This is a genomic window from Chondromyces apiculatus DSM 436, from assembly GCF_000601485.1.
Classification (GTDB): Bacteria; Myxococcota_A; Polyangia; order Polyangiales; family Polyangiaceae; genus Chondromyces; species Chondromyces apiculatus.
The window spans coordinates 164454-184883 of the sequence record NZ_ASRX01000013.1; the positions used below are offsets into that span (position 1 = coordinate 164454).

General features: G+C 71.7%; 15 protein-coding genes and 1 pseudogene. 9 read left to right on the forward strand and 7 right to left on the reverse strand.

Features of this window, described 5'->3' with window-relative positions; all coding sequences use genetic code 11:
- Positions 1 to 4 precede the first annotated feature (4 nt).
- Positions 5 to 739: a ferredoxin--NADP reductase gene (locus tag CAP_RS09565; RefSeq protein ID WP_044238825.1), complete on the reverse strand. Its 735-nt coding sequence runs from the start codon at positions 737 to 739 to the stop codon at positions 5 to 7.
- Between the two features lie 146 nt (positions 740 to 885).
- Positions 886 to 2331: a lamin tail domain-containing protein gene (locus CAP_RS44120; RefSeq protein ID WP_052374629.1), complete on the reverse strand. Its 1446-nt coding sequence runs from the start codon at positions 2329 to 2331 to the stop codon at positions 886 to 888.
- Between the two features lie 339 nt (positions 2332 to 2670).
- Between CAP_RS44120 and CAP_RS09575 the strand changes: the two genes are divergently transcribed.
- The gene (locus CAP_RS09575; protein WP_156040642.1) at positions 2671 to 3234 is read left to right on the forward strand and encodes a hypothetical protein; all 564 of its coding nucleotides are present in this window, start codon (positions 2671 to 2673) and stop codon (positions 3232 to 3234) included.
- Between the two features lie 6 nt (positions 3235 to 3240).
- Here the strand turns inward: CAP_RS09575 and CAP_RS54915 are convergent, their stop codons facing one another.
- The gene (locus tag CAP_RS54915; RefSeq protein ID WP_052374631.1) at positions 3241 to 8247 is read right to left on the reverse strand and encodes a serine/threonine-protein kinase; all 5007 of its coding nucleotides are present in this window, start codon (positions 8245 to 8247) and stop codon (positions 3241 to 3243) included.
- A gap of 88 nt (positions 8248 to 8335) precedes the next feature.
- On the opposite strand from CAP_RS54915, the gene CAP_RS09585 reads away from it, so the two are divergent.
- Positions 8336 to 8974 (forward strand): hypothetical protein, encoded by a 639-nt coding sequence (locus CAP_RS09585; protein WP_044238831.1) that lies wholly within the window; start codon positions 8336 to 8338, stop codon positions 8972 to 8974.
- Between the two features lie 216 nt (positions 8975 to 9190).
- On the opposite strand, the gene CAP_RS09590 is transcribed toward CAP_RS09585, so the two are convergent.
- The gene (locus tag CAP_RS09590) at positions 9191 to 9751 is read right to left on the reverse strand and encodes a hypothetical protein (RefSeq protein ID WP_044238834.1); all 561 of its coding nucleotides are present in this window, start codon (positions 9749 to 9751) and stop codon (positions 9191 to 9193) included.
- A gap of 137 nt (positions 9752 to 9888) precedes the next feature.
- Entirely contained in the window at positions 9889 to 11337 is a 1449-nt protein-coding gene (locus tag CAP_RS44130; protein WP_052374634.1) for an RNA polymerase sigma factor, read from the reverse strand.
- Between the two features lie 438 nt (positions 11338 to 11775).
- Here CAP_RS44130 and CAP_RS09600 point away from each other — a divergent pair, with 438 nt between their 5' ends.
- Complete coding sequence (locus tag CAP_RS09600; protein ID WP_044238837.1) at positions 11776 to 12513, forward strand: hypothetical protein; 738 nt, start codon at positions 11776 to 11778, stop codon at positions 12511 to 12513.
- Positions 12514 to 12646: 133 nt separating this feature from the next.
- Positions 12647 to 14041, forward strand: a complete 1395-nt coding sequence (gene sthA / locus CAP_RS09605; RefSeq protein ID WP_044239027.1) for a Si-specific NAD(P)(+) transhydrogenase — start codon at positions 12647 to 12649, stop codon at positions 14039 to 14041.
- 201 nt (positions 14042 to 14242) lie between these two features.
- On the opposite strand, the gene CAP_RS44135 is transcribed toward sthA, so the two are convergent.
- Entirely contained in the window at positions 14243 to 15718 is a 1476-nt protein-coding gene (locus CAP_RS44135; protein ID WP_052374636.1) for a hypothetical protein, read from the reverse strand.
- A 122-nt stretch (positions 15719 to 15840) separates the two neighbouring features.
- Here CAP_RS44135 and CAP_RS09615 point away from each other — a divergent pair, with 122 nt between their 5' ends.
- The 3 genes from CAP_RS09615 to CAP_RS44140 all read left to right on the forward strand — a co-directional run bounded on the left by CAP_RS09615 (position 15841) and on the right by CAP_RS44140 (position 18218).
- Positions 15841 to 16242: a RidA family protein gene (locus tag CAP_RS09615; RefSeq protein WP_044238840.1), complete on the forward strand. Its 402-nt coding sequence runs from the start codon at positions 15841 to 15843 to the stop codon at positions 16240 to 16242.
- Positions 16239 to 17153: a hypothetical protein gene (locus tag CAP_RS09620; RefSeq protein WP_044238844.1), complete on the forward strand. Its 915-nt coding sequence runs from the start codon at positions 16239 to 16241 to the stop codon at positions 17151 to 17153. Before CAP_RS09615 ends, CAP_RS09620 begins: the two co-directional genes overlap by 4 nt.
- Before the next feature lie 339 nt (positions 17154 to 17492).
- Positions 17493 to 18218: an alpha/beta fold hydrolase gene (locus CAP_RS44140; RefSeq protein WP_197041096.1), complete on the forward strand. Its 726-nt coding sequence runs from the start codon at positions 17493 to 17495 to the stop codon at positions 18216 to 18218.
- Positions 18219 to 18257: 39 nt separating this feature from the next.
- On the opposite strand, the gene CAP_RS09630 is transcribed toward CAP_RS44140, so the two are convergent.
- Positions 18258 to 19040 (reverse strand): DUF6882 domain-containing protein, encoded by a 783-nt coding sequence (locus tag CAP_RS09630; protein ID WP_044238848.1) that lies wholly within the window; start codon positions 19038 to 19040, stop codon positions 18258 to 18260.
- Between the two features lie 68 nt (positions 19041 to 19108).
- Here CAP_RS09630 and CAP_RS56080 point away from each other — a divergent pair.
- Positions 19109 to 19711: pseudogene (locus tag CAP_RS56080) on the forward strand (ATP-dependent nuclease); the annotation flags it as partial.
- 161 nt (positions 19712 to 19872) lie between these two features.
- Entirely contained in the window at positions 19873 to 20316 is a 444-nt protein-coding gene (locus CAP_RS53485) for a hypothetical protein (RefSeq protein ID WP_044238851.1), read from the forward strand.
- Positions 20317 to 20430: the final 114 nt, after the last annotated feature.

Here is a 20430-nt window from a genome sequence, read left to right on the forward strand (position 1 = left end):
GAGCTCAGTCGTAGCGCTCCACGTGCACCCGCTTCCGGTCCACGCCGAGCGTGCCGCGGGCGAGCTGCCGCACCGCGCTGACCATCCGCTCCAGCCCGCAGATGTAGAGATGCGGCGGGGCGCCAGGGCTCCTCGCCGACAGCTCTTCGAGCAGCCCTGGCACGTGCTCTTGCACGTAGCCACGCCGCCCTGACCACGACGCAGCGCCCTGGGACAGCGTCACGTCGTAGCGGATCCGGTCCGAGCCCCGGGACAGCTCGGTGAACTCCTGCCGGTAGAGAATGTCCTCCTCGAAGCGGGCCCCGAACAGGATCCACATCGGCGCCTCGGAGCCCGCCTGCAGCGCCGCATGCAGCATGCTCCGGAGCGGGGTGATGCCCGTCCCGGTCGCGATGAACAGCGCAGGCGCAGGGTCGAGGGGCGCCCGGGTGAAGAGCCCGTGGGGCCCGATGGCGTGCACCGCGGCGCCCACCTCCAGCCCGTGCAGGTACTCCGAGCCTGGCCCGCCCGACACCCGCGTCACCGCCAGCTCGAAGCGAGGTGTGCTGGAGGGCGCAGACGCGATCGAGTAGGCCCGCCGCACGTCGCCTTCCGGCAGCGGCAGCACCAGGTTCACCCACTGACCGGCGTCGAACAGGAACGGCGCCCCGTCGACCCGCTCGAAGATCATCTCGCGCACTCCTGGGCTGAGCTTGCGGGTGGCGACCAGGCGGGTATCGAACGGCGCAGCAGAGGGCATCACGTCACTCCAGGGGCGGAATGTAGGCGCCGGACCGCGCAAGGCAAGACGCCTGTTGCGCCTGTTCCGACACGCCCCCCTGGGGTGTCGCGTGGGGCAGATGCCCGCCGCCTCCGCGAGCGGGCTGGATCGCGCGGTGCGCCGGCTCAGGCCGAGCGGCGAGACCCCGCACGCCCACGGCGACGGCTCAGGGAGAGCACGCCGGCCAGCAGCAGCATCGCCGCGGACTCTGCGCGTCCACCGCGCGTATCGCCCGCAACCGCGCAGCCGCAGGAGTTGCCGGAGCCGCCCGGGTTCAGGGTGCTACCGCCCCCGGAGCTCGTGGTCGACGAGCTGTCACCCCCGGCACCACCGTCACCATCGGCACCGCCTTCACCGCCTTCACCGTCATCTCCGCCCGTGCCGCCGCTGCCGCCGACCGCTGCGCCACCCGCGCCGCCGCTGCCCCCGGTGCCGGGCGCGCCACCCGCGCCACCCGCGCCACCGACGCCACCGCTCCCTCCAGCGCCTCCGGTGCCCGACATGCCACCCGTGCCTGGCGTGCCGCCGTTGCCGCCGTTGCCGCCGTTGCCGCCGTTGCCGCCACCGCCCATGCCCCCGGCGCCACCGTTGCCGCCGGCACCTCCACCGCCCGTGCCGCTGCCGTTGGGGCAGGCGTCGCCGATGCCATCGTTGTCGGCGTCCTCCTGGAGGGGGTTCGCGATCATCGGGCAGTTGTCCATGCTGTCGCGCACGCCATCGCCATCCCTGTCGCCGTCGTTCGGGGTGGCCGTCGCGCAATCGTCCCAGGTCATGGACCAGTTCTCGCTGGTCTCGTCGGCGCCCATCACGCCGTTGCTCCCGGTCATGACCTGCCCCGTCTCCATGAAATCGATGCGGCACGAGATGCGGAGCGTGGTCCCCTCGTGCAGGGGCGCGTGCCTCGCCGCGGCGTCGGCGGTCTCGGGCAGGTAGGTCGACGTGGTGGTGCCCGCATCAGGGCCGTCGATGGACATGTTGGTCTTGTTGACGGCCACGTTGCCGCTGGAGCCGGGCCCGAAGTACACGTAGTCCGCGTCCGAGACGAGGTCGCTCATGCCGTCCCAGTAGAACAGCACCACGGGCTCGCCGCCGTTGGTCAGCCCAGCGTTGGCCTGGTAGGCGTTCGTGAAAGGCACGATCATGTCGGGCACGCTCGCGCTGCTGTACGCGGGGTTGGTCTGGTTCACCTCGTAGGTGGGGTACACGCCGAAGCCCGTGAACATGCTGCCGGCCGCCGCGCCGCACGCGGTGCGCAGGCACTCGGCGCCCCGGAGCGCGATGGTCTGGTACTGCCCTGGCGCGATGGTGGCCCCCGAGGGGAACCGGAGCACGAAGTCCGAGGCGTTGCTCGGCGCGACGCCGTTCACCGCGCGGTAGTACGCGTCGTAGTCGGCGACGTAGTAGTTGGTGAGGTTCACCGGCGTCTGACCCGGGTTGTAGATCTCGATGAACTCCGCCTCGCTGGGCGACGCGACGAGCTCCGTGATCAAGAGCTTCTGGCCCGCGGCCATGGCGACCGTGGGACAGGCGAAGGCCGTGACGAGCGCGAGCGCTGACGTGAACCGCTTCATGATCGACCTCGTGCGAAGGCGTGAGGAGTGGGCGTTGGGCGGGGCGCCGCGCGTGACGCCGCGCAAGCTCCCCTGCTGGTGACGGACCCGCAAAGCGGCGCCCCCTATGCACGAACGTCGCGCGCGCGTGAATGGGCTTTCCTCACCCGCGCGGGGATTGCGCGGGGCCCGGTTTCGATCGACGCTCAGGCCGTGCGCCGCGCCACGGTCCTGCTCGCCTTTCTCGCTGGATGCGTCGCATCCTGCAACACGCGCGCGCCCACGGAGACCCTCCCGACCACGACGGCCTCCGCTCCCGCGCAGGCCGCGCCGCCAACTCCGGATACGACCCCGGAAAGCATGCCCCCCGGGAAGGCTGCCGTCTCTCTCACGCCACGCACGTCAGGCGGAGGGCCCCCCCTCCTCGGTCCACCGAGCACCGCCGCGCTGGAGGAGATCCTCGCCGCTGCGCCGCGCAAGCTACCCGCCCCCACGGACGACGGAGGCCGCACCCGCATCGGCACGCCCACCCCCACGCCTGGCGCCGACGAGCCCGCGCTCAACGTGGCTCACCAGAGCCCACCGCGCTCCCGCGTGGTCCTGGGAGACGTGACGCTCGCCGGCAGCATGTCCTCGCCCGCCATCGAGAAGGCCGCGCGGGCGCAGATCTACTGGACCCTGGTGCAGCGGTGCCGCGGCCCCGACGGCGCCATCCTCCCGCCGGACAGCGTCGCGCTCTCGTTCGACCTCGACGAGGGAGGCTCCCTCATCCCCACCCGCATCGAGGCCACGGCGGCGGACCCGCGCCACGAGGAGGCCGCCGAGTGCATGCGCCGCGAGCTCGCTGGCCTCGCCTTCCGGGTCCCGGCGGGAGCCCGCGGTCAGACCACGCCGGTCAACGCCACGGTGCCCTCCGTCGACTGACGCCGCTCAAGGCCGCGACGCGCGCGAGGGCCGCGGAACGAGCCGCTTCTGCTCCACCCCCAGGTTCGACACCGCGCGCGCGACCTCGCGCACCAGGGCGGGGCCGCGCGGCACCACCAGCCCCTCGGCCTCGCCGGCGCGATCGAACGACCACGCCAGCAGGGCCCCCTCCTCGTCCCAGGGCACGAGCCGCTCGTGCCCCTCCGCATCGATCGCGCCGAGCAGCTCCCCGCGCGCCAGATCGAGCAGCGCCACCCGCTCCGCCGACGAGAGCACCATGGTGCGATCTCCCGGCGACACGTGGAGGTCCTCCCAGGCCGCGCCCCACGACGCCTCCAGCACGCGCGCGATCGCGCCCGAGGCCTGCACCAGCACCACCCCCGTACTGTCGGCGTACGCCACGTCGCCGGCCTCGGGACCATCGCCGATCGCCGTCGCGTAGGGGATCGCGTGGGCCAGCACCTTCACCTCGCCCGTCGCATCGTCCACGCGCACCACCGCGCCCGAGCTCACGGCGAGGAGAAGGCCTGCGCCCACCTCGCCCCGCTCCGGGCTCGGCTCGACATCGAACACGTAGCCAGCGAGCGACCCGAGAGCCCGCGGCGCGGCCCCCTCGGCACCGAGCGGCGTCGCCACCAGCGCACCGTCCAGCGCCTGCGTGAGCAGCGTCCGACACGTCCCCGTGAGCCCGAGGACGAGGCCAGGAACCCGCTTCACCTGCGCGAAGACGGCGCCGGTGCGCACGTCGAAGAAGGCCCACCCAGAGGTGCCCTCGTCCACCCGGAGACCCGCGATGCGCCCATCGTCACAGCGCCGGAGCAGCCGCCCCTCGTGGGTCAGGATCCGCTGCCCGCTCCGCGCATCGTGGAGCGACACCTCCGTCCCCACCTGCCACGCGACCAGCTCCTCGTCCCGGAGCACGGCGACTGCCGACCGCTGCAGCGCGACCCCTGCGGACGCCCCCTCGCGCCCCTCATCGCGGCCCTGGAACCGCAGCTTGCGCGCTGCCGCAGCGCCCCCTGGCGTGAACAGCACCAGGTCCCGGCTCAGCACCCGCCCATCGGGCAGACGGAACCCACCGGCCACGGGGTGCGGCCCGATCTCCAGGTCCGACAGCTCCGGTGCCTCGCGCTCCGCGTGCAGCGCCTCGGCCTTCCACGAGCCCGGCGCCACGCAGGGCGACCCCGAGGGCGCCCTGTCCTCGGGCGCGCGCTTCCCCCGGCGCAGGTAGTACCACGCAGCGTCACCGCCCGCGCTGCACAGCCCGAAGTCCAGACCTCCCTCATCCCAGCGCCCCGACACCGGCTGGATACCGGTGGCCCGCACGATCAACCGCCCTTCGCCTCCGGGCTGGAAGGCGTACACCCCCACCTGCCCGGGCTCCACCAGCGCCACCACCGCGTCCCGCGGGCTCCATCGCCCCAGCATCACCGGACCGCCCAGCGCGAGCTCCATCGCGTTGCCCAGAGGCCCTACCCCGCCCGCGCGCCGCGGCTCCCAGAGCAGCACCCGCCTCCCGATCGCCGCCGCCACCCGCGACCCGTCGGGCGACACATCGAGCACCACCCCCCGGAACGGATGCCGATCCACGGCCGGCTCGCCCGTGCCCCGCCGCAGATCCCACCGCGCGATCCCCTCCTCGGTCGAGCAGGCGATGACGGGCGCCATCTCTGCCGCGCGCAGCGCCCCGCTGCATCGCACTGGCGCGATCGCCGCGAGTGCAGGGGCGTGGCTCGCCCGCAGCCGGATCACCCGCACCTCCCCCGACGCGTCGCGCGTCACCACCGCCGTGTCGAACGCGAACGGGACGCGCTCCACGATGGGCGCCTCGTGCACCCGCAGCGAGTACACCCGGGGCGCCGGCAGCAGCTCCGACGCCACGCCCTCCAGCACCTCGTCGACCGCCGCCTCCTCCACCGGCACCGGGCCGGGTGGCTGCAGATCGCCCACGAACAGCGTCCCGGAGGGACCGGCTCCGACCACCCACCGATCGTCCCAGGGCAGCGCCGGCCCGCTGACCGGATCGGACGTCAGGAACTGCGCCCGCGGCAGCCGCCCGGCGGCGCTCGCCACCTCCAGGGGCAGCATCGGATCGGTCGCCCCGCGCGACACCGCCTCGGCCGCGTAGGCCACCCGCGCATAGGGATCGTCCGTGCGCCGCGACCGGTCCAGGATCTCGGCCAGATCCGCGCGCGCCTCGGCCGCACGCCGCGCCGCGTCCGCCTCGGCCTGCCGCTCGGCGACCACCCCTTCCGCGCCCACCGCGCCTGCGAGCAGCACCGCGACCACCACCGCGAGCCCGATCCGCCGCGCCGTCCGGAGCCGGAAGCTACGCCGGCTCGCCCGCACGAGCTGCCCCACGGTCCCCGAGATCCCGCGCGCGGGCACCTGGCGCAGCACATCGCCGCGCAGCAGCAGATCACGGCTGTGGCCCGACCGCTCCCACGCCTCGGCCGCCTCGCGCAGCCGCTCCAGCATGAGGAGCCGCTGCATGTGCCGATCGCGCAGCGCGCGCAGCGCGGGCCAGTCGGTGAGCAAGCCCGGGTGTGTCACCTCCACGGCGCCACCCCGACGCCGCAGGAGCAGCGCCTCCTCCAGCGCATCGAGCACGCTCAAGACCCGCGCCGTGCCCTCCCCTGCCCCGCCACCGCCGCCAGCGTCACTCCCGCTGCCCGCCCCGACGCTGCCCTCACCGCTCCCCCCGCCCTCACGGGAGCCGCCTGCTCCATGGCCGCGGACGCTCCCCGCCCCCACTTCCTCGGACACCGCCTCGACCAGCTCCTGCTCCATCCAGCGCAGCGGCGACCCATCGGCCGCGCCGAGGCGGAGCAGCACTTCCTCGGCCACGACCCGAGCAGGCTCCGCGAGCGACGCGAACGTCCGGTCCGCGTGCCGCGCCAGCGCCCCCCGCACCCCACCGAGCCGCTTCCACGCCTCGCCGCCCAGCACCACCTGCGCCCCTGCCGTCCGCCGCGCCCCCCAGAACGCCGACAGCGCCAGCGCCACGAACGGCATCGCCCCCGCGCTGCCCCGCAGCTCGCGCTGCACCTCCCCCACCACGGGCTCCACCCCGCGCAGCTCCGACCCCGACAGGCGCGCTGGCATCTCCACCAGCTCACGCACGGCCGACGCGGCAGGCGGCCCCACGTAGCGCAGCGCCCCGCGCAGCGGCTCCCCGAGCGGCCCCTCCAGCAGCGCGGGGGCGCGGTCCTCCCCGAGCGTGCCCACCAGCCGCAACCCTGGCATCCGCTCCCCGCCCCCCAGGCGCGCGCACAGCGCCGCGAGCCGCCCGGTGTGCGCGCCCCCCGGCGAAGAAGAGCGGGCCAGATCGTCGAGCGGATCCACCACCAGCGCCACGCCCACCGGCGAGAGCGCGCACCACTGCAGCAGCCCCTCGTCGTCCATCACCGCGAGCTCCGGCGACACCGCCCCCAGCGCCGCCGCGAGCGCCCCATCCGGATCCTCACCGGGGTGCACCACCGCCGCTGCCCAGTCGTCCTTCTGGTCCGCGTGCTGCCGCCCCAGCGACGGCGCGAGCCCCGCGCAGGCCAGGGACGTCTTGCCCACCCCGCGCGCCCCCACCAGCACCACCGCCGGCTCGAACGCCAGCTCCCGCCCGAGCCGCCCGAGATCGTCCTCGCGCCCGAACAGCATCCCCTCGGCCGTGGTCCCGAGCGGCGCCAGGCCTGGATAGGGCGGATCGGTCACCCCGTAGGGCCGCTCCCACACCTCGTCGAGCAGCGCGCACAGCTTCCCTGGCGTCACCCCGCGCGCCGCCGGATCCGGCCCGAGGAGCCGCGTCAGGAGCTGGAGCAGCCCCTGCGGCAAGCGCGCCGGATCGGCCGCCAGATCGCGCAGCGTCCCTCGCAGCGTCGCCTCGCGCAGCGCCGACCACCACGCGCTCACGCTCGACGGATCGGACCAGTCGAGGGGCTCCTCCGGCACCGCGTACGGCAACCCCCCCGTCGCGAGCTGCACCACGCACACCGCGAGCGCGTACGCGTCCGTCGCCGCGCTCGGATCGGCGAGGGCGATCACCTCCGGAGCGATGAAGCCCGGCGTGCCCACCACCGCGCGCACCGTCCTCCCCCCTGCGTGGGCTCCGGAAGCCCGCCCCCCGAGCGACGCGCGGAGCACGCCCAGGTTCGCAGGGTGCGTCGCCGCGAACGCCGTGCGCCCCGGCGCCAGCGCGGCCGTGGGCATGCTGTCCTCGGGATCGGGCGGGGAAGCCTCGGCCGACGCGGGACGCGCCAGCGGCCGCACCGGGGGCGCCCCTGCCTGCCGCGAGATCCCGAAGTCGAGCACCTTCACCATCCCGTCCCGCCCCAGGAACAGGTTCGCCGGCTTCAGATCCAGGTGCACCACCCCCCGCGCGTGGATGACGTCCAGCGCCGCCGCCACCTCCCGCGCCCACCCCAGGACCCGCCGCCACGGAATGCTCCGGCGCTGCCTCAGCTCCTCGGCCAGCGTGCAGCCTTCGAGCAGCTCCATCGCCACGAACGGCAGCGGCTTCCCCGGCGCGGGCGGCGCTTGCGACGGCGAGCCTCCCGCGACGCCCACGGCCCCACCTCTCCCCCCTCCCTCCCCTCTCGCGGCGCTCCCGGCCCCGCTCCCCGCCGTGCTCGCCGTGGTGCTCCCTGCGGCGCTGACCGTCTGGTCCTGGAGGATCCCTGCCGCGTAGACCGTCACCAGCGACGGATGCCTGAACGAGGCGAGCAGCTTTGCCTCCTTCATCCAGTGCGCCGCATCGGTCAGCTCTGCGACGAGCAGCTTCAGCGCCACCTCGCGGAAGGGCGCCCCGTCCGGCAGCAGCTCCTCTGCGCGCCACACGTCCCCGAAGCCCCCCCGACCGAGCCGCGCACAGAGCCGGTAACGCCTGTCGAGCACGTCTCCTGCCGCGTGCTCACGCAGCGCGTTACCTGACGCGGCAGCGGCGGCCCCACCGCCTGAAGGATCGACAAGCGTCGGGTCCTGGAGCGGGTCGTCGAGGGTGGGATCCTGGGGGAGCCCCATGGGAAGGCGCCACGCTAGCATCGGCGCCCCGTCTCCGGGTTTGCTACCTCGTCCTCACCCCACCCAACTCCGCTAGCATCGGCGCGTCATGCACCGCCGCACCCTCTTGCACCTCGGGGCTTCCCTCGCTGCCGTCCCCCTGCTCCCGCGCATCGCCCTCGCCCAGGATGTTTGCGAGCCCCCCAAGGATACCGTGGAGCGCGTCGTCGCCCGCGTCGGCAACAACCATGGCCACGTCTTCGTGGTCAGCCCTGCCGACGTCCAGGCCTGCGTTGGCAAGACGTACGACATCGCCGGCACCTCGGGGCACCCTCACGCCGTCACCCTCAGCGCCGACGACTTCAAGCGGCTCGGCAAGGGCGAGATCCTCCGCACCACCAGCACCCGCGTCGGTGGCCACATCCACCGCCTCCTGGTCCGCTGTGCCCCGACCGTCGAGCCGCCGGAGAGCATCAACGCCTGCACCATCGAGATCGGCGGCAAGGACGAGCACGAGTTCGTCATCCCCGAAGCGCACCTCGCCAGCCCCGAGGATCGCACCTACGACATCCAGGGCATTGCCTCCCACTCCCACGCGGTGCTCATCCCTGCTGCGGGCTTCCGCAAGCTCGTCGCGGGTGAGCAGCTCGCGCTCAACACCAGCCCCAGCGACGGCCATGGCCACGTGGTCTTCGTCCGCTACGACGCCCGCAAGCCCCGCCCCGCCCCTACCCCTCCCAAGGGCTGACGCTCCCGCTCACAGCCCCCCCATTCCTCTTCTCTGCGGGGTAGCGACCATCAGGAACGTCGGGCTGACGCTCCTGCTCGCAGCCCCCCCATTCCTCTTCTCTGCGTGGTAGCGACCATCAGGAACGTCGGGCTGACGCTCCTGCTCGCAGCCCCCCCATTCCTCTTCTCTGCGGGGTAGCGACCATCGGGAGCGTAGGGACCGGAGGTCCCTGCACTAGGGTACGCAGTACCGGCGACGGACGATGAGGGTGGCGAGGGCGGAGGCGGCGCCGAGGAGAAGCCACGGGGTGTTGCCGGTGCCGGGGGTGCCGGGACCGCCCGTACTGAGGGAGCAGAAGCCCTGTTCGAACTCGGGGTGTGGCGTGGCTGGGCCGGCGCCGAGGCTATCTCCCATCACACACTCCTCTGTCGAGACAAGATCGGTGAACTCCTGCGCGTTGCTCGGGTCGGTGATGTCCGTGGTGCGCTCGGGGGTACCGCCCATCGTCCATCTCCCGCACGGGTCGCCGAGTTCTTCCCCGTTGGTCTGCTTGTCGTTGTCGTCGTTGAGCTGCGAGGCGGCCCGCCACTTGGAGAAGGCCTTGCTCGTATCGTTGCCGGAGCCCACGAAATTTTTCCCGAAGTCGCTCTGATCGCCTCCGACGGTCCCGCCGGGTGTCCCGACCACGTGGCAGTAGTCGCAGCGCCCGTTCTGGTCCATCCCGTTCGGGATGGCCTGTGCATACGCGAGATACGCCGCTGCTGGCCTGGAAGCGCACACGATCGCGGCTGCCATCCCAGCCCACACCAAGACTACCGGGGGACGCATCCTGGCACGTTAACACAGCTCCCGGGACCATCGCTCTGGGATCCAGACGGGGGCCGAGCCCGGTGGGGTGTGACGCCAGCCCACCGGGATCGCCGCTGCTGGGCTCAGGGCTTGCTGCCTAGCAGCTCCCTGCTCTGAGGCCGCGTTCTCTCGATCGGAGAGACCCCCACCGGGTGCTGGGCCTCGCGGCGCCCCTGCCCCTGCTGCTGACCGAGGAGCAGCAGCGCCTCTCCCCGCAGACGCATGCAGTCGGGGGCGAAGCTGTCTGTGCCGAACTCGCTCTCGTACCGAGCGAGCACCCCGAGGGTCTCCTCGGCGTTGCCGCTCTTGATCGCGCTGCGGGCCGAGTCCAGCAGCCTGACGCGACGTGCTGCTCTCTCGTAGTCGTGGTCGCGCGCGGTCTGGCTGGCGTCTGCCCCGTTGGCCTCGCGGGCTGGAGAGGCGCTGGACCCCATGGTGGGCTGGACGGCTGCACCGACCTCGGGCGCTGCTTCGGGCGCTGCTGCTTCGGGCGCTGCGGAGAGAGGTGCCGAGCTTGCGCGTGCCTGTGCCCTCGCGCTGGCCCAGCCCTGGAGAGCACGCGAGGAGGTGAGCGCGCGCGAGGGTGTGAACGCGATCGCGTTGCTCGCGTTGCTCGCGGGCGTGGACGGCAGGAGCGCCCCTCCGGAGGGGGGAGCGACCACGGGGGGGCTCGTCGATGGCGGAACAGGAGACGGCGCAGGCTCTGGAGCTGGCATGTCGTCGTGAGCCACCCTCTCGTCGCGCAGGGACAGGGGGGGCGGCGCAGGTTCCTCTGGCGCTGACGACAGCAGCGCCATGGCCACCCCGAGTGCCACGAACGACCCTGGCGCGACCTTCGCCACCAGACCGAGCGGCGCTGCGGCCACCTTGCCTGGCAGTGCGCGCAGACCTCCCAGCGTGGCCCGCAGCTTCGTGAAGAACGCCCCCAGACCGAAGAAAGGCACCATGACCACCCCGCTGCCGATGCGCTCGTTCTCCTCGCGGCGTCGCTGCTCCACGGCGGCCTTGAAGGCCGTCACTGCGCGTGCCCGCCACTTGTAGGCCGTGGACAGAGGGATCCCGTGCTGGTCGGCGATCTCCATCATCGGGATGCCGTCGATGTCGTGTGCGATCAGCACCGAGCGCAGATCGACCTCCAGCGTCTGGAGCACGTCGATCACCTCCAGGCGATCTTGCTCCAGCATGATCTGCTCGTCGGGTCCGGGCTGCTCGTCGATCACCTCGAAGGCGTCGTCGGGTGTCAGCTCCTCGCGCCGGTGCTGGGCGCGGTCCCGGTAGTGCGCGGCGACGTGCACCGTGATCTTGTTCAGCCAGCGCTCGGGCCGCGACCGCATCGGGTCGTAGGTGTGAAAGCTCTGGTGCGCGGCCATCAGCACTTCCTGAGAAACGTCCCTGCGGTCCCGGATGGGCACCCCGAGCCGCTCCAGCCAGTGCCACACCGACGCGAAGGTCTTCTTGCGAAACAGAACCTGGAAGGCCCGGTCCTTGTCCAGGGGCCCATTCTGGCTGAGCTTGCGGCGAGCACGCCTCATACCCAGCTTAATTCCGGCCAGCGGATGGGGTTTCTACCGGGGCTCCCCGGCTCCCGCGGCCGCCGTCGCGTTCCTCCGCAGATCACGCCGCATCGCGCCGCATGACCCACCCCGGACCATCCAGAATTCGCATGACTCCCTGACGACCCATGGTCCAGGTGCATGCCTCGTTTCCCCATCGCGGCCCCCCTCGGAGAGCGGTGGTTTGGCCAACGGGAGGGGCCAACTGGCGGTGCTGTCCGCGGACTTGCCACGGTTTGCGATGTCGCACGGAGAGGTCTTCGCGTATCGCGCGCGACCCTTCGTCTGGAGTTCGCCACGGGTACGCCAATGAAAATTGTGGCAAAGAAAATACGAACAGCACAATGGTGTCAAATGCGCTGCGGTGCGTAACCAAGCACCTTCCAGGCAGCCCCGGTGGCGACCTAAGGTGCGCCCGTGAAGCTGCTGATTGCACCAGCGGCGCTCGCGACGGTCCTCCATGCATCGACAGGAGCGACCTCCGAGCGCAGCGCGGCCGAAGGCAGCCCTCCTTCGACGAACACGCCTGCGAAGAGCACCCCTGCAAGTACGAGCATCACGCCCGCGCCGCCGCTGGAGCGCGGGGCACGCCCTCGCAAGGTGCCGCGCGTGTGGCCTCCGGTCCCGGAAGAGGCCACCGAGGCGCGCTTCCCTCGCGCGGAGCTGAGCACCTCGTCGCTCTTCGCCCTCGGCTTGCTGCCCGCGCCGGCGCTGGGCATGGCGCCGTATGCGAGCTACCGCTGGCCGACGCTGTCCGTCGCGATCGAGGCGCGGGCGCTGTTCACGCTCGACAATGCGTGGGTGGTGAACGGCCTCCGCAGCAGGGCCGAGCTGGTGATGGCCGTCCCCTCGGCGTGCGGCTACGGCGGGCGGTGGTTCGCCTGCGGATCGCTGGGCATCGGAGAGCTGCACGCAGCGACGGACGGCGACGTGCCGGTGGAGACGGTGCGCCCGTGGCTCGTCGCGATCGGCGCGCGCGCGGGCTTCGACCTGGTGTTCCTCTCGCGCCTCGCGCTGCGCACGTCGCTCGAGGCGAACCTGGTGATCGGCAAGCCGGAGGTGTGGATCAACCACGTCCGGCAGTGGGAGGCGTCGAGCCTCGGCTTCACCCTCAGCGCGGGCCTCGTGTTCCCCGTGGGCAGCTCGTTCCTGTAGATCTGCCCTGGAGATCCGCCGGCACGGCCCGCCTCGCGCATGGGGCGGCGCGGGGATGACGCGGGGAGTACGCGGGGAGTACGCGGGGAGTACTTTGGGGAACGGGGGTCGAGCGACTAGGATGCCGATCCTGATGAGCATCCGTCCCTTCGACGTCGTCGTCATCGGCACCGGCCCTGGGGGCGAAGGTGCCGCCATGAAGTGCTCCAAGGCCGACTTGCGCGTGTGCGTGATCGAGGACCGCACCTCGGTCGGCGGCGCGTGCACCCACACCGCCACCATCCCCTCGAAGACGCTGCGCCACGCCATCCAGCGCCTCGTGGACATGCGCCACTTCCCTGGCTACCGCGCCGCGACCGCCGCTGGCCCCACCTTCAAGGAGCTCGCGCAGACCGCGGGCTCGGTGATGAAGAAGCAGTCCGGGATGCGCGAGGTCTTCTACGAGCGCAACCGGGTGGAGGTCGTCGAGGGCCGGGCGCGCTTCGTCGACCCCACCACCATCGAGGTGATCCAGCCGAAGGGCGCGGTCGACGTCCTCACCGCCAAGCACTTCGTCATCGCCACCGGCTCCCGCCCGTACCACCCGCCGGAAATCGACTTCTCCCACCCGGCCATCTTCGACTCCGACACCATCCTCGGCATGGTGGAGATGCCCCAGTCGATGACCATCTACGGCGCCGGCGTCATCGGCTGCGAGTACGCGAGCATGTTCCGGATGCTCGGGGTCAAGGTGAACCTCGTCAACACCCGGGACAAGCTCCTCTCCTTCCTCGACGACGAGATCATCGACGCCCTCTCCTACCACCTGCGCGATCTCGGCTGCCTCATCCGCCACAACGAGGAGATGGCGCACGTCGAGACCCTGCCCGACGGCGTGGTCATGGAGCTGAAGAGCGGCAAGCGCCTGAAGACCGACGTGCTCCTCTGGGCCAACGGCCGCTCCGGCAACACGCTGGACATGGGCCTGGAGAAGCTCGGCATCACCATCGACAGCCGCGGCAACCTCCAGGTGAACGAGGCCTACCAGACCTCCGTGCCCCACATCCTCGCCGTCGGCGACGTGGTGGGCCCTCCCTCCCTCGCCAGCGCCGCCTACGACCAGGGCCGCTTCGCCGGAACCTTCATCGTGGAGGGCCGCCTGGAGCACAAGCTGGTGGAGGACATCCCCACCGGCATCTACACCTCCCCCGAGATCTCCTCCCTCGGCCGCACCGAGCGCGAGCTGACCGCCGCCGGTGTCCCCTACGAGGTGGGCCAGGCCCAGTTCAAATCTCTCGCCCGCGCCCAGATCACCGGCCGCACCGTGGGCATGCTGAAGATCCTCTTCCACCGCGAGACGCTGGAGCTGCTCGGCATCCACTGCTTCGGCGACGGCGCCGCCGAGATCATCCACATCGGCCAGGCCATCATGAGCCAGAAGGGCGAGGCCAACACCCTCAACTACTTCGTGAACACCACGTTCAACTACCCGACCATGGCCGAGGCCTACCGCGTCGCCGCCTTGAACGGCTTGAACCGCATCTTCTAGTCTCCACGAGGGGACTCGCGTCCCCTCGCCCCGCCGGGAGTGAATCCCGGCGGAGCCCCACTCCCCGCGATCCACCCGAGCTTTCCAGAGCGCTTTGCCGCTTCGGGCCTGACGCCCGTCGCCTCGGGAAGCGGACACTGTCCCCGGCCGCGTGCAAGAGCCGCCACGACGGGACGCGCGCTCCCTCGCCCCTCCCCGCCCTCAGGTCTTCTTCTTCTTCTTCGGCTTCTTCTGCCACTTCTTCGGGGGTGGCAGGCGAGGGCCCCGTGAGGGGAGGTTCTTCAGCCAGGGGGCCCGGGTGTCGACGGGCAGCACCTCCTCGGCCTGGAGCTTCATCGCGCCGGGCAGCACCACGTCGAAGCTCGAGCTGACCACCCGCTGCTGCACGGCCCCGATGTTGGCGACGTCGCCGCGGCCGCGGATGCCGATGGGGATGCAGAAGCTGCCGTCGGGAAGCTGGATGCGGGGAGGCGTCTTGTTCGAGCTGGAGCCGAGCTGCTCCATGTTCTGGATCGCTTCGAGCAGCACGTCCTCGGCGCAGACCGGCTCGATGTCGACCTTCTCCTTGGTGCCCGCGGGGTAGACCACCTTGGACTCGATCTTGACGACCACGGTGACCCCCTCGCGCCCCGCCTCCCCGACCTGGAGGGTGCGCGAAGCAAGGCCCGCGGCGGTCTTCCTGGCCACGTCATCCCAGTGCGCCGCATCGCCCGAGGTGGCGCTGAGGACCTTCACCCCCTGGACGCGACCATCCCCCGACAGCTTGACCTCGAACTTGGCGCGCGCGTCGAGCGGCGCCGTGGAGTTGCGCACCACATCCGCGAGGGAGCTGGCCACCACCCCCGCGGCCGGCATCTGCAAGCCCAGCTCCTTGTCGCGGGTCTGCAGGGTGGCGTTGAGGACCTTGCCCGCGACCGCGGTGTCCACCGGACGCGCGGCGGGCGCGGTGGTCGGCGCCGCCGTCGACGCGGCCCTCGGAGCGATGACCCCTGGCACCGACCAGATGGGCGTACCGCCGAGTCCCGGAGCGACGGCGACGTCGGGAAGCGGCGCGCTGCCATACTCGTCGGGACTCCCCGGCGCAGGCGCCGCCGGCGCATCCGGAGGGGCCGTTGCCGGAGAGGAAGGAGGTTCGGAGGCAGCTCCGGGCTCGGGGGATGCAGGCGGCGCAGGTGGTGCAGGTGGTGCAGGCGGCGCAGGGGCTGCGGCGACAGGCTCGGGGGCCGCAGGCGCAACCGGCTCGGGCGCGGCAGGCGCAGGAGAGGGCGGCGGAGGCTCTGCGGCCGGGGGCGGCTCTGCGGCTGGAGGAGGCTCCGGGGCAGGCGTCGCGGCTGGCTCGGGCGTCACGGCGGCAGGTGCGGCTGGCTCGGGCGTCGCGGCGGCAGGTGTGGCTGGCTCCGCGGCGGGTGCCGACCCCCCGAGAGCTGCAGGCGAGGGTGGTGCGAGGGCGGCAGGCGCCGGTGAGGGCTCGGGCGTGCCGGCCGGCGGAGCGTCCGCGGGCAGCGGCTCGAGATCCAGCCAGGTGTCGGCATCTCCTTCGTGGCTGGAGCGCGCGAGGAGCGGGCGCTGGCCCTCGATCAGCAGCCCCACGCCCATCACCCCGAGGTGCAGCGCCGCCGCGACGAGCACGGCCGCGATCTCCGCGGTGCGGGCAGAGCGGGGCGGGCGGGCTCGCATGCGAACCGTGATCGTAAGTCCTCCCCGCGCCACGCGCCAGCCGCGCGCCTGCCGGGTGCCGGTCATGCACCGGCCGTGCACCGAGCGCGCCAGCGGCCGGGCGCCGATGCTACGGTCGCCCCATGGCATTCGAGCGGGTGTTCTCGGGGGCGACGTGGGAGGAGAGGATCAGCTACTGCCGGGCTGTCCGGGCTGGCCATCACATCTACATCTCGGGCACCACTGCCGTGGCCGAGGGCGGTGGGGTGTATGCGCCCGGCGATGGTGAGGCGCAGGCGCGCCGGTGCCTGGAGATCATCGAGCAGGCCCTGCGGAAGCTCGGCACCGATCGGCGCGCCATCGTGCGCACCCGCATGTTCGTCACCGACATCTCACGGTGGGAGGAGTTCGGCAGGGCGCACCGCGACTTCTTCGCCGGGCACCCGCCGGCGGCGTCGATGCTGGAAGTGAAGGGGCTCATCGATCCGGCGATGCTCATCGAGATCGAGGCGGACGCGGTGGTGGACACGGAGAAGGCGCCTTGATCCAGGTCGGGCTCGATCCGACCGATCCGCTCGGCGCCATCGACGAGGCGTTCCACGAGGCGTACGCGGCGCGGCGGGCGGAGACGCTGGAACGCATGGGGCCCCTCGTGGCGAACATCGACGACAGCCTCGTCCTGCGCCTCCGGGGCAAGCGCTTCGAGGGGCCGGCGCGCACGCGGCGATACCACGATTTCAAGGCGATGAGCCACCTGCCGCTCGCCGTGTACCTGGCGCTCTCCGGGGTGCGCGCGCCGCTCGACGAGGAGGCGCGGGCGCGGATCGAAGCGCTGCGGACGCGGATCGTGGCGGGGCACGCCGACGCCGCGCACCGCACCTTCACGGCCGCGGAGCTCCCGGGGCAGCTCCGGCTCTTCGAGGGCGCGCTGGCGATGCTCGACCGGGCGCTCGCCGACGCGGAGGCGGGGCTCACGCGCGGGGCGCTGATCGCGTACGTCCGGGAGCAGATGCCGGTCGTGCTGCAGAACCTGGAGGGGGCGGCGCGGGATCAGCTCGACACCATGCACGCCACGATGGAGCGCTGGAGGTCCGAGATGACGCCGGAGGAGCACGACCAGATGCTGGCGGTGGTGGCGGTGTCGCACGCGGCGCGCCTCGGGAATGCCGCATTCCAGTACTTCTCGGTGGTGCTCGGCGACCGGTGGGAAGGGCGCTTCGACCAGGAGGATCTCCGCCCGGACAAGCGGGTGCTCGCCTCGGAGGCGACGCTCACGGAGGAGAGCGCGTTCGAGCTGCTCGCGACCCACGCGCTCGACGGTCGGGTGGGGGCGCACTTCTTCGGGGACGAGGGGCGGCTCGACAGGGATGTGTTCAGCGACATGGTCGAGCGGCTCCTCGTGGAGAGGTTCGGAAAGAAGCCCGCCCCGACGGCCCCTGCAGCACCAGAAGGCTGAGCCCGGGGAGCGGCGCACCGCCGCCCCCCGCCGCGCGCGCCAGCCCACTGTGTTCGCGCGTTGGGAGGGGATGGTGGCCGCGCGTTCACACCGGCGGTGGCCGCGCGCGTCCCTGTTTTGACCGATCGGCCAGGTTTGTGGCTCCTCTTTCTGTACGATCGGTCAGAAAAGTTGCACGCTCGGTCAGGCACAAGGCTTGAAGAGAGCGGCGCCGGGGAGAGCACCCCGAGGCCCTCGGTCCGTCATTGCGTGAGGGTTCGCCACTGCGTGTCGGCTCGATCGGCCTCATTGCCCCATGGCGCCTGGAAAATGGCGCCTGGAAAACGACTGGAGATGTGCATGGTGAAAGCATTCGTCGTCGCCTCTGCAATGGCCCTCGTCACGCTCGCTGGCTGCGCCTCGGAGCCGGAAAAACCCGGTACGCCGACCCCTGCGGCGGAGGCGCTCGGCGCGCGCCACCAGGTCATCCTGCTCGATCAGCGGGGGCACGGGGAGAGCGACAAGCCCCGCGTGCCGGAGGCGTACGGGGAGCGGATGGTCACGGATGTCGTCGAGCTGCTCGATCACCTGCACCTCGACAGGGCGCACCTCGGCGGCTACTCGATGGGGAGCGCCATGACGCGGGTCTTGATGGCCCGGGTGCCGGGGCGGTTCATCACGGCGCACCTCGGGGGCGGCGGGGTGGAGGAGACCGACGAAGCGCTCAAGGCCGAGGCGGAGGCGCGCGACCCGGTGGGCACCGATCCCGAGGAGGGGGAGATCCTGGCGGCCTTCGCCGAGGCCCAGGAGGACATGCCGCAGCCGGACACCGAGGTGCAGGGGGCGATCGCCGCCGCGTGGGAGAGCTGGTGGCCGCAGCCGATCGATCTGACGGCCATCGACTTCCCGGTGCAGGCGGTGAACGGGGAGTTCGACTTCCCGTACTCGAAGACCGCGCGGATGGAGCGCGAGCTTGCGGACTTCGAGAACGTGATCCTCCCGAAGCGCACGCACCTCACGTCGATCGTGGAGCCCCTCTACATCGAGCGCCTGGTGGCGTTCGTGGACGGGCACGACGCGGACTGAGGCGGGGACGCTCCGCGAGGGCGCGCGCGCTCAGCGCAATCACCCCGTGAGGATCTCGTTCACGAGGTCGATGCAGTCGACGCAGACCCCCGTGTACCTGTGCTGGATGACTGGCCGGCTCTCGCCGTAACAGAGACAGCAGCCGAGTCCGGGGGGGATCACCGTGCGCTCGGACTTCGGCGTCTCGATGGTCTCGCGCACCTCGGCGAAGAGCCCGAGGCAGTCGTCCCCATCGCAGAGGTTGCACAGCTTCCCGGCCATGAGCTTCTGCACCTGCCGCTGGGTCTTGCCGCAGAAGGTGCACCAGAGCAGCGGGTGCGCGCTGCCCCGTGGGGGGAGGGGCTTCACCGCGAGCATGGCGACGACATCTCCGGTCGCGCCAGGGTAGGGCCCGATCCAGCCGAAGAGCATGGTGATCCAGCAGGTGAGATCGTCGGCGTCCTCCCTGGAGAGGTGGAAGCGCGGGATGCGCGCGAGGGGCGCGAGGTCGGGCTGCTGGTCGAGCCAGGCGGCGAGGCGCTCGGTGCCCACGCTGGCGATGCTCGGGTTGTGATGCCCCCAGACGAAGGAGCCATCCCTGCCCGACCAGGTACCGACGAGCTGCACGTCGAAGTCGGTGCGCGGTTTGTGGTTGTCGTAGATGTGAAAGGAAGGCTCCGTGAGGTCGACGTGCCAGCTCTCCTCGGGCGTGAGCGCATCCGGCGGGCCGAAGTGCCCGAGGAGGTGCCCCCGGTAAGCGCGGGCCTGGGTGAGGCCGAGCTTGAGGCGCGGGAGGAGGTCGGCGAGGAGAGGCGCGGCGGCAGGATCGGGAGCGGGGAGCATGAGGGGGCATGCCAGCGCAAGGGCGGAGCCTGCGCAAGCAAACAGCAGCGTGGTAGCGTGGCGCCGGCATGCTCCGTCGGATCGAAATTTCGAACTTTCGCGGGCTCAGCGCGCTCGACGTGCCCTGCGGCGCGGTGACCGGGATCATCGGCAAGAACAGCGCCGGGAAGACCTCGGTCCTGCACACGGTCCGGGTGGTCAGCGAAGCTTTCAGGCTCGCGCTCGCGGACGAGAGCATCAAGCCGCGGGTGCGCAAGGAAGACGATGTCATCGAGGTGTGCACGAAGGAGGTCGTCCACGACCCGTCGCGCCTCATTCCTCTCGCCGACTGGCGCCAGATCTTCAGGGACGCAGCCGTGGGCGAGGGGGTGCACCTCGCCATGAACGAGTTCCTGGGACGAACACTCCAGACGCGGATCGTCCAGCGTACTGCACAGATCGACGCAGAGGCACGTGCCGATCTGGTGGTGACGTACCGCGACTCCAACGGCGAGCTGGAGCTGTCCTCCGCGGGCGCGGGCCTGGTGAGCCTCGTCGCGCTGTATGCCGCGCTGGAGCGGATCCGGAAGGAGCGTGCGCAAGGCACCCGTCGGCCGGTCGTCTTCCTGCTCGACGAGCCGGAGGCCCACCTGCACCCGCGCCTCCAGGGTGACGTGGGCGAGGAGTTTACGAGCGCGCGCCGAAGCTCACGTCGAGCAGCGACGCGCCGCATTTCGAGGCGATCGAGGCGGTCTGGTCGCGCAACTGCATCGAGTCGCTGTTCCTCGACGCCGAATGCCTCACAGCCTGGCTGCGGGAGCATGTCCCGGAGCACGTCGTCAAAGCCGACGCCTTGCAGGAGGTGGTCACGAAGGCCATCGAGGAGGCCGATGCCGACCGCGGGCTGGAGGAAGAAGCGTACGAGGGTCGCTACCCGTTCCATCGCCGGACCAAGGACGGTCAGCTCCTCACGGAAACGACCAGGCGAAAGGTGACGCTTCCAGAGCCGGAGGCTCGGAAACGGACGCTCGAAGAGATCCGCAAGGCCCCTGAGACGTGGCACCGTGGCAAGAAGCGCGCGGCGTTCATCCTCGACAAGGTCCGGAGCGGGCTCCCCAAGGAGGCACGCCGCGCGGTGCGAGGCAGCCTGATCGATCTCATCGTGGACGCTGCGAGAAACTCGGTCGGAGACCCTGTGAAGCTCCGGAGGAGGTGCAAAATCTCCTGGATCGAATGGTGGCCCCCACGACGACCACCAGGTACCGCATCCGTCTTCCCAGGAAGGCAGTTCCAGTAAAAACCCCGACTGGGTCGGCGTCCAGCAAGCCTCGGGGTAGTGCAGGTCCGCGAAAGCAGCAGCCGGGAACGATACGTCAGAAGAAGTAGCAGCGGCTTCGTACAGATCTCCTAC

Excerpts from the sequence above, each read along its gene's own strand:
- CAP_RS09585 (WP_044238831.1), top strand. The coding sequence starts at position 8,336 with ATGCACCGCCGCACCCTCTTGCACCTCGGGGCTTCCCTCGCTGCCGTC.
- CAP_RS09565 (WP_044238825.1), bottom strand. The coding sequence starts at position 739 with ATGCCCTCTGCTGCGCCGTTCGATACCCGCCTGGTCGCCACCCGCAAG.
- CAP_RS09630 (WP_044238848.1), bottom strand. The coding sequence starts at position 19,040 with ATGCTCCCCGCTCCCGATCCTGCCGCCGCGCCTCTCCTCGCCGACCTC.
- CAP_RS44135 (WP_052374636.1), bottom strand. The coding sequence starts at position 15,718 with ATGCGAGCCCGCCCGCCCCGCTCTGCCCGCACCGCGGAGATCGCGGCC.
- CAP_RS09590 (WP_044238834.1), bottom strand. The coding sequence starts at position 9,751 with ATGGCAGCCGCGATCGTGTGCGCTTCCAGGCCAGCAGCGGCGTATCTC.
- CAP_RS44120 (WP_052374629.1), bottom strand. The coding sequence starts at position 2,331 with ATGAAGCGGTTCACGTCAGCGCTCGCGCTCGTCACGGCCTTCGCCTGT.
- sthA (WP_044239027.1), top strand. The coding sequence starts at position 12,647 with ATGAGCATCCGTCCCTTCGACGTCGTCGTCATCGGCACCGGCCCTGGG.
- CAP_RS54915 (WP_052374631.1), bottom strand. The coding sequence starts at position 8,247 with ATGGGGCTCCCCCAGGATCCCACCCTCGACGACCCGCTCCAGGACCCG.
- CAP_RS44140 (WP_197041096.1), top strand. The coding sequence starts at position 17,493 with ATGGTGAAAGCATTCGTCGTCGCCTCTGCAATGGCCCTCGTCACGCTC.
- CAP_RS09575 (WP_156040642.1), top strand. The coding sequence starts at position 2,671 with ATGCCCCCCGGGAAGGCTGCCGTCTCTCTCACGCCACGCACGTCAGGC.
- CAP_RS09615 (WP_044238840.1), top strand. The coding sequence starts at position 15,841 with ATGGCATTCGAGCGGGTGTTCTCGGGGGCGACGTGGGAGGAGAGGATC.
- CAP_RS44130 (WP_052374634.1), bottom strand. The coding sequence starts at position 11,337 with ATGAGGCGTGCTCGCCGCAAGCTCAGCCAGAATGGGCCCCTGGACAAG.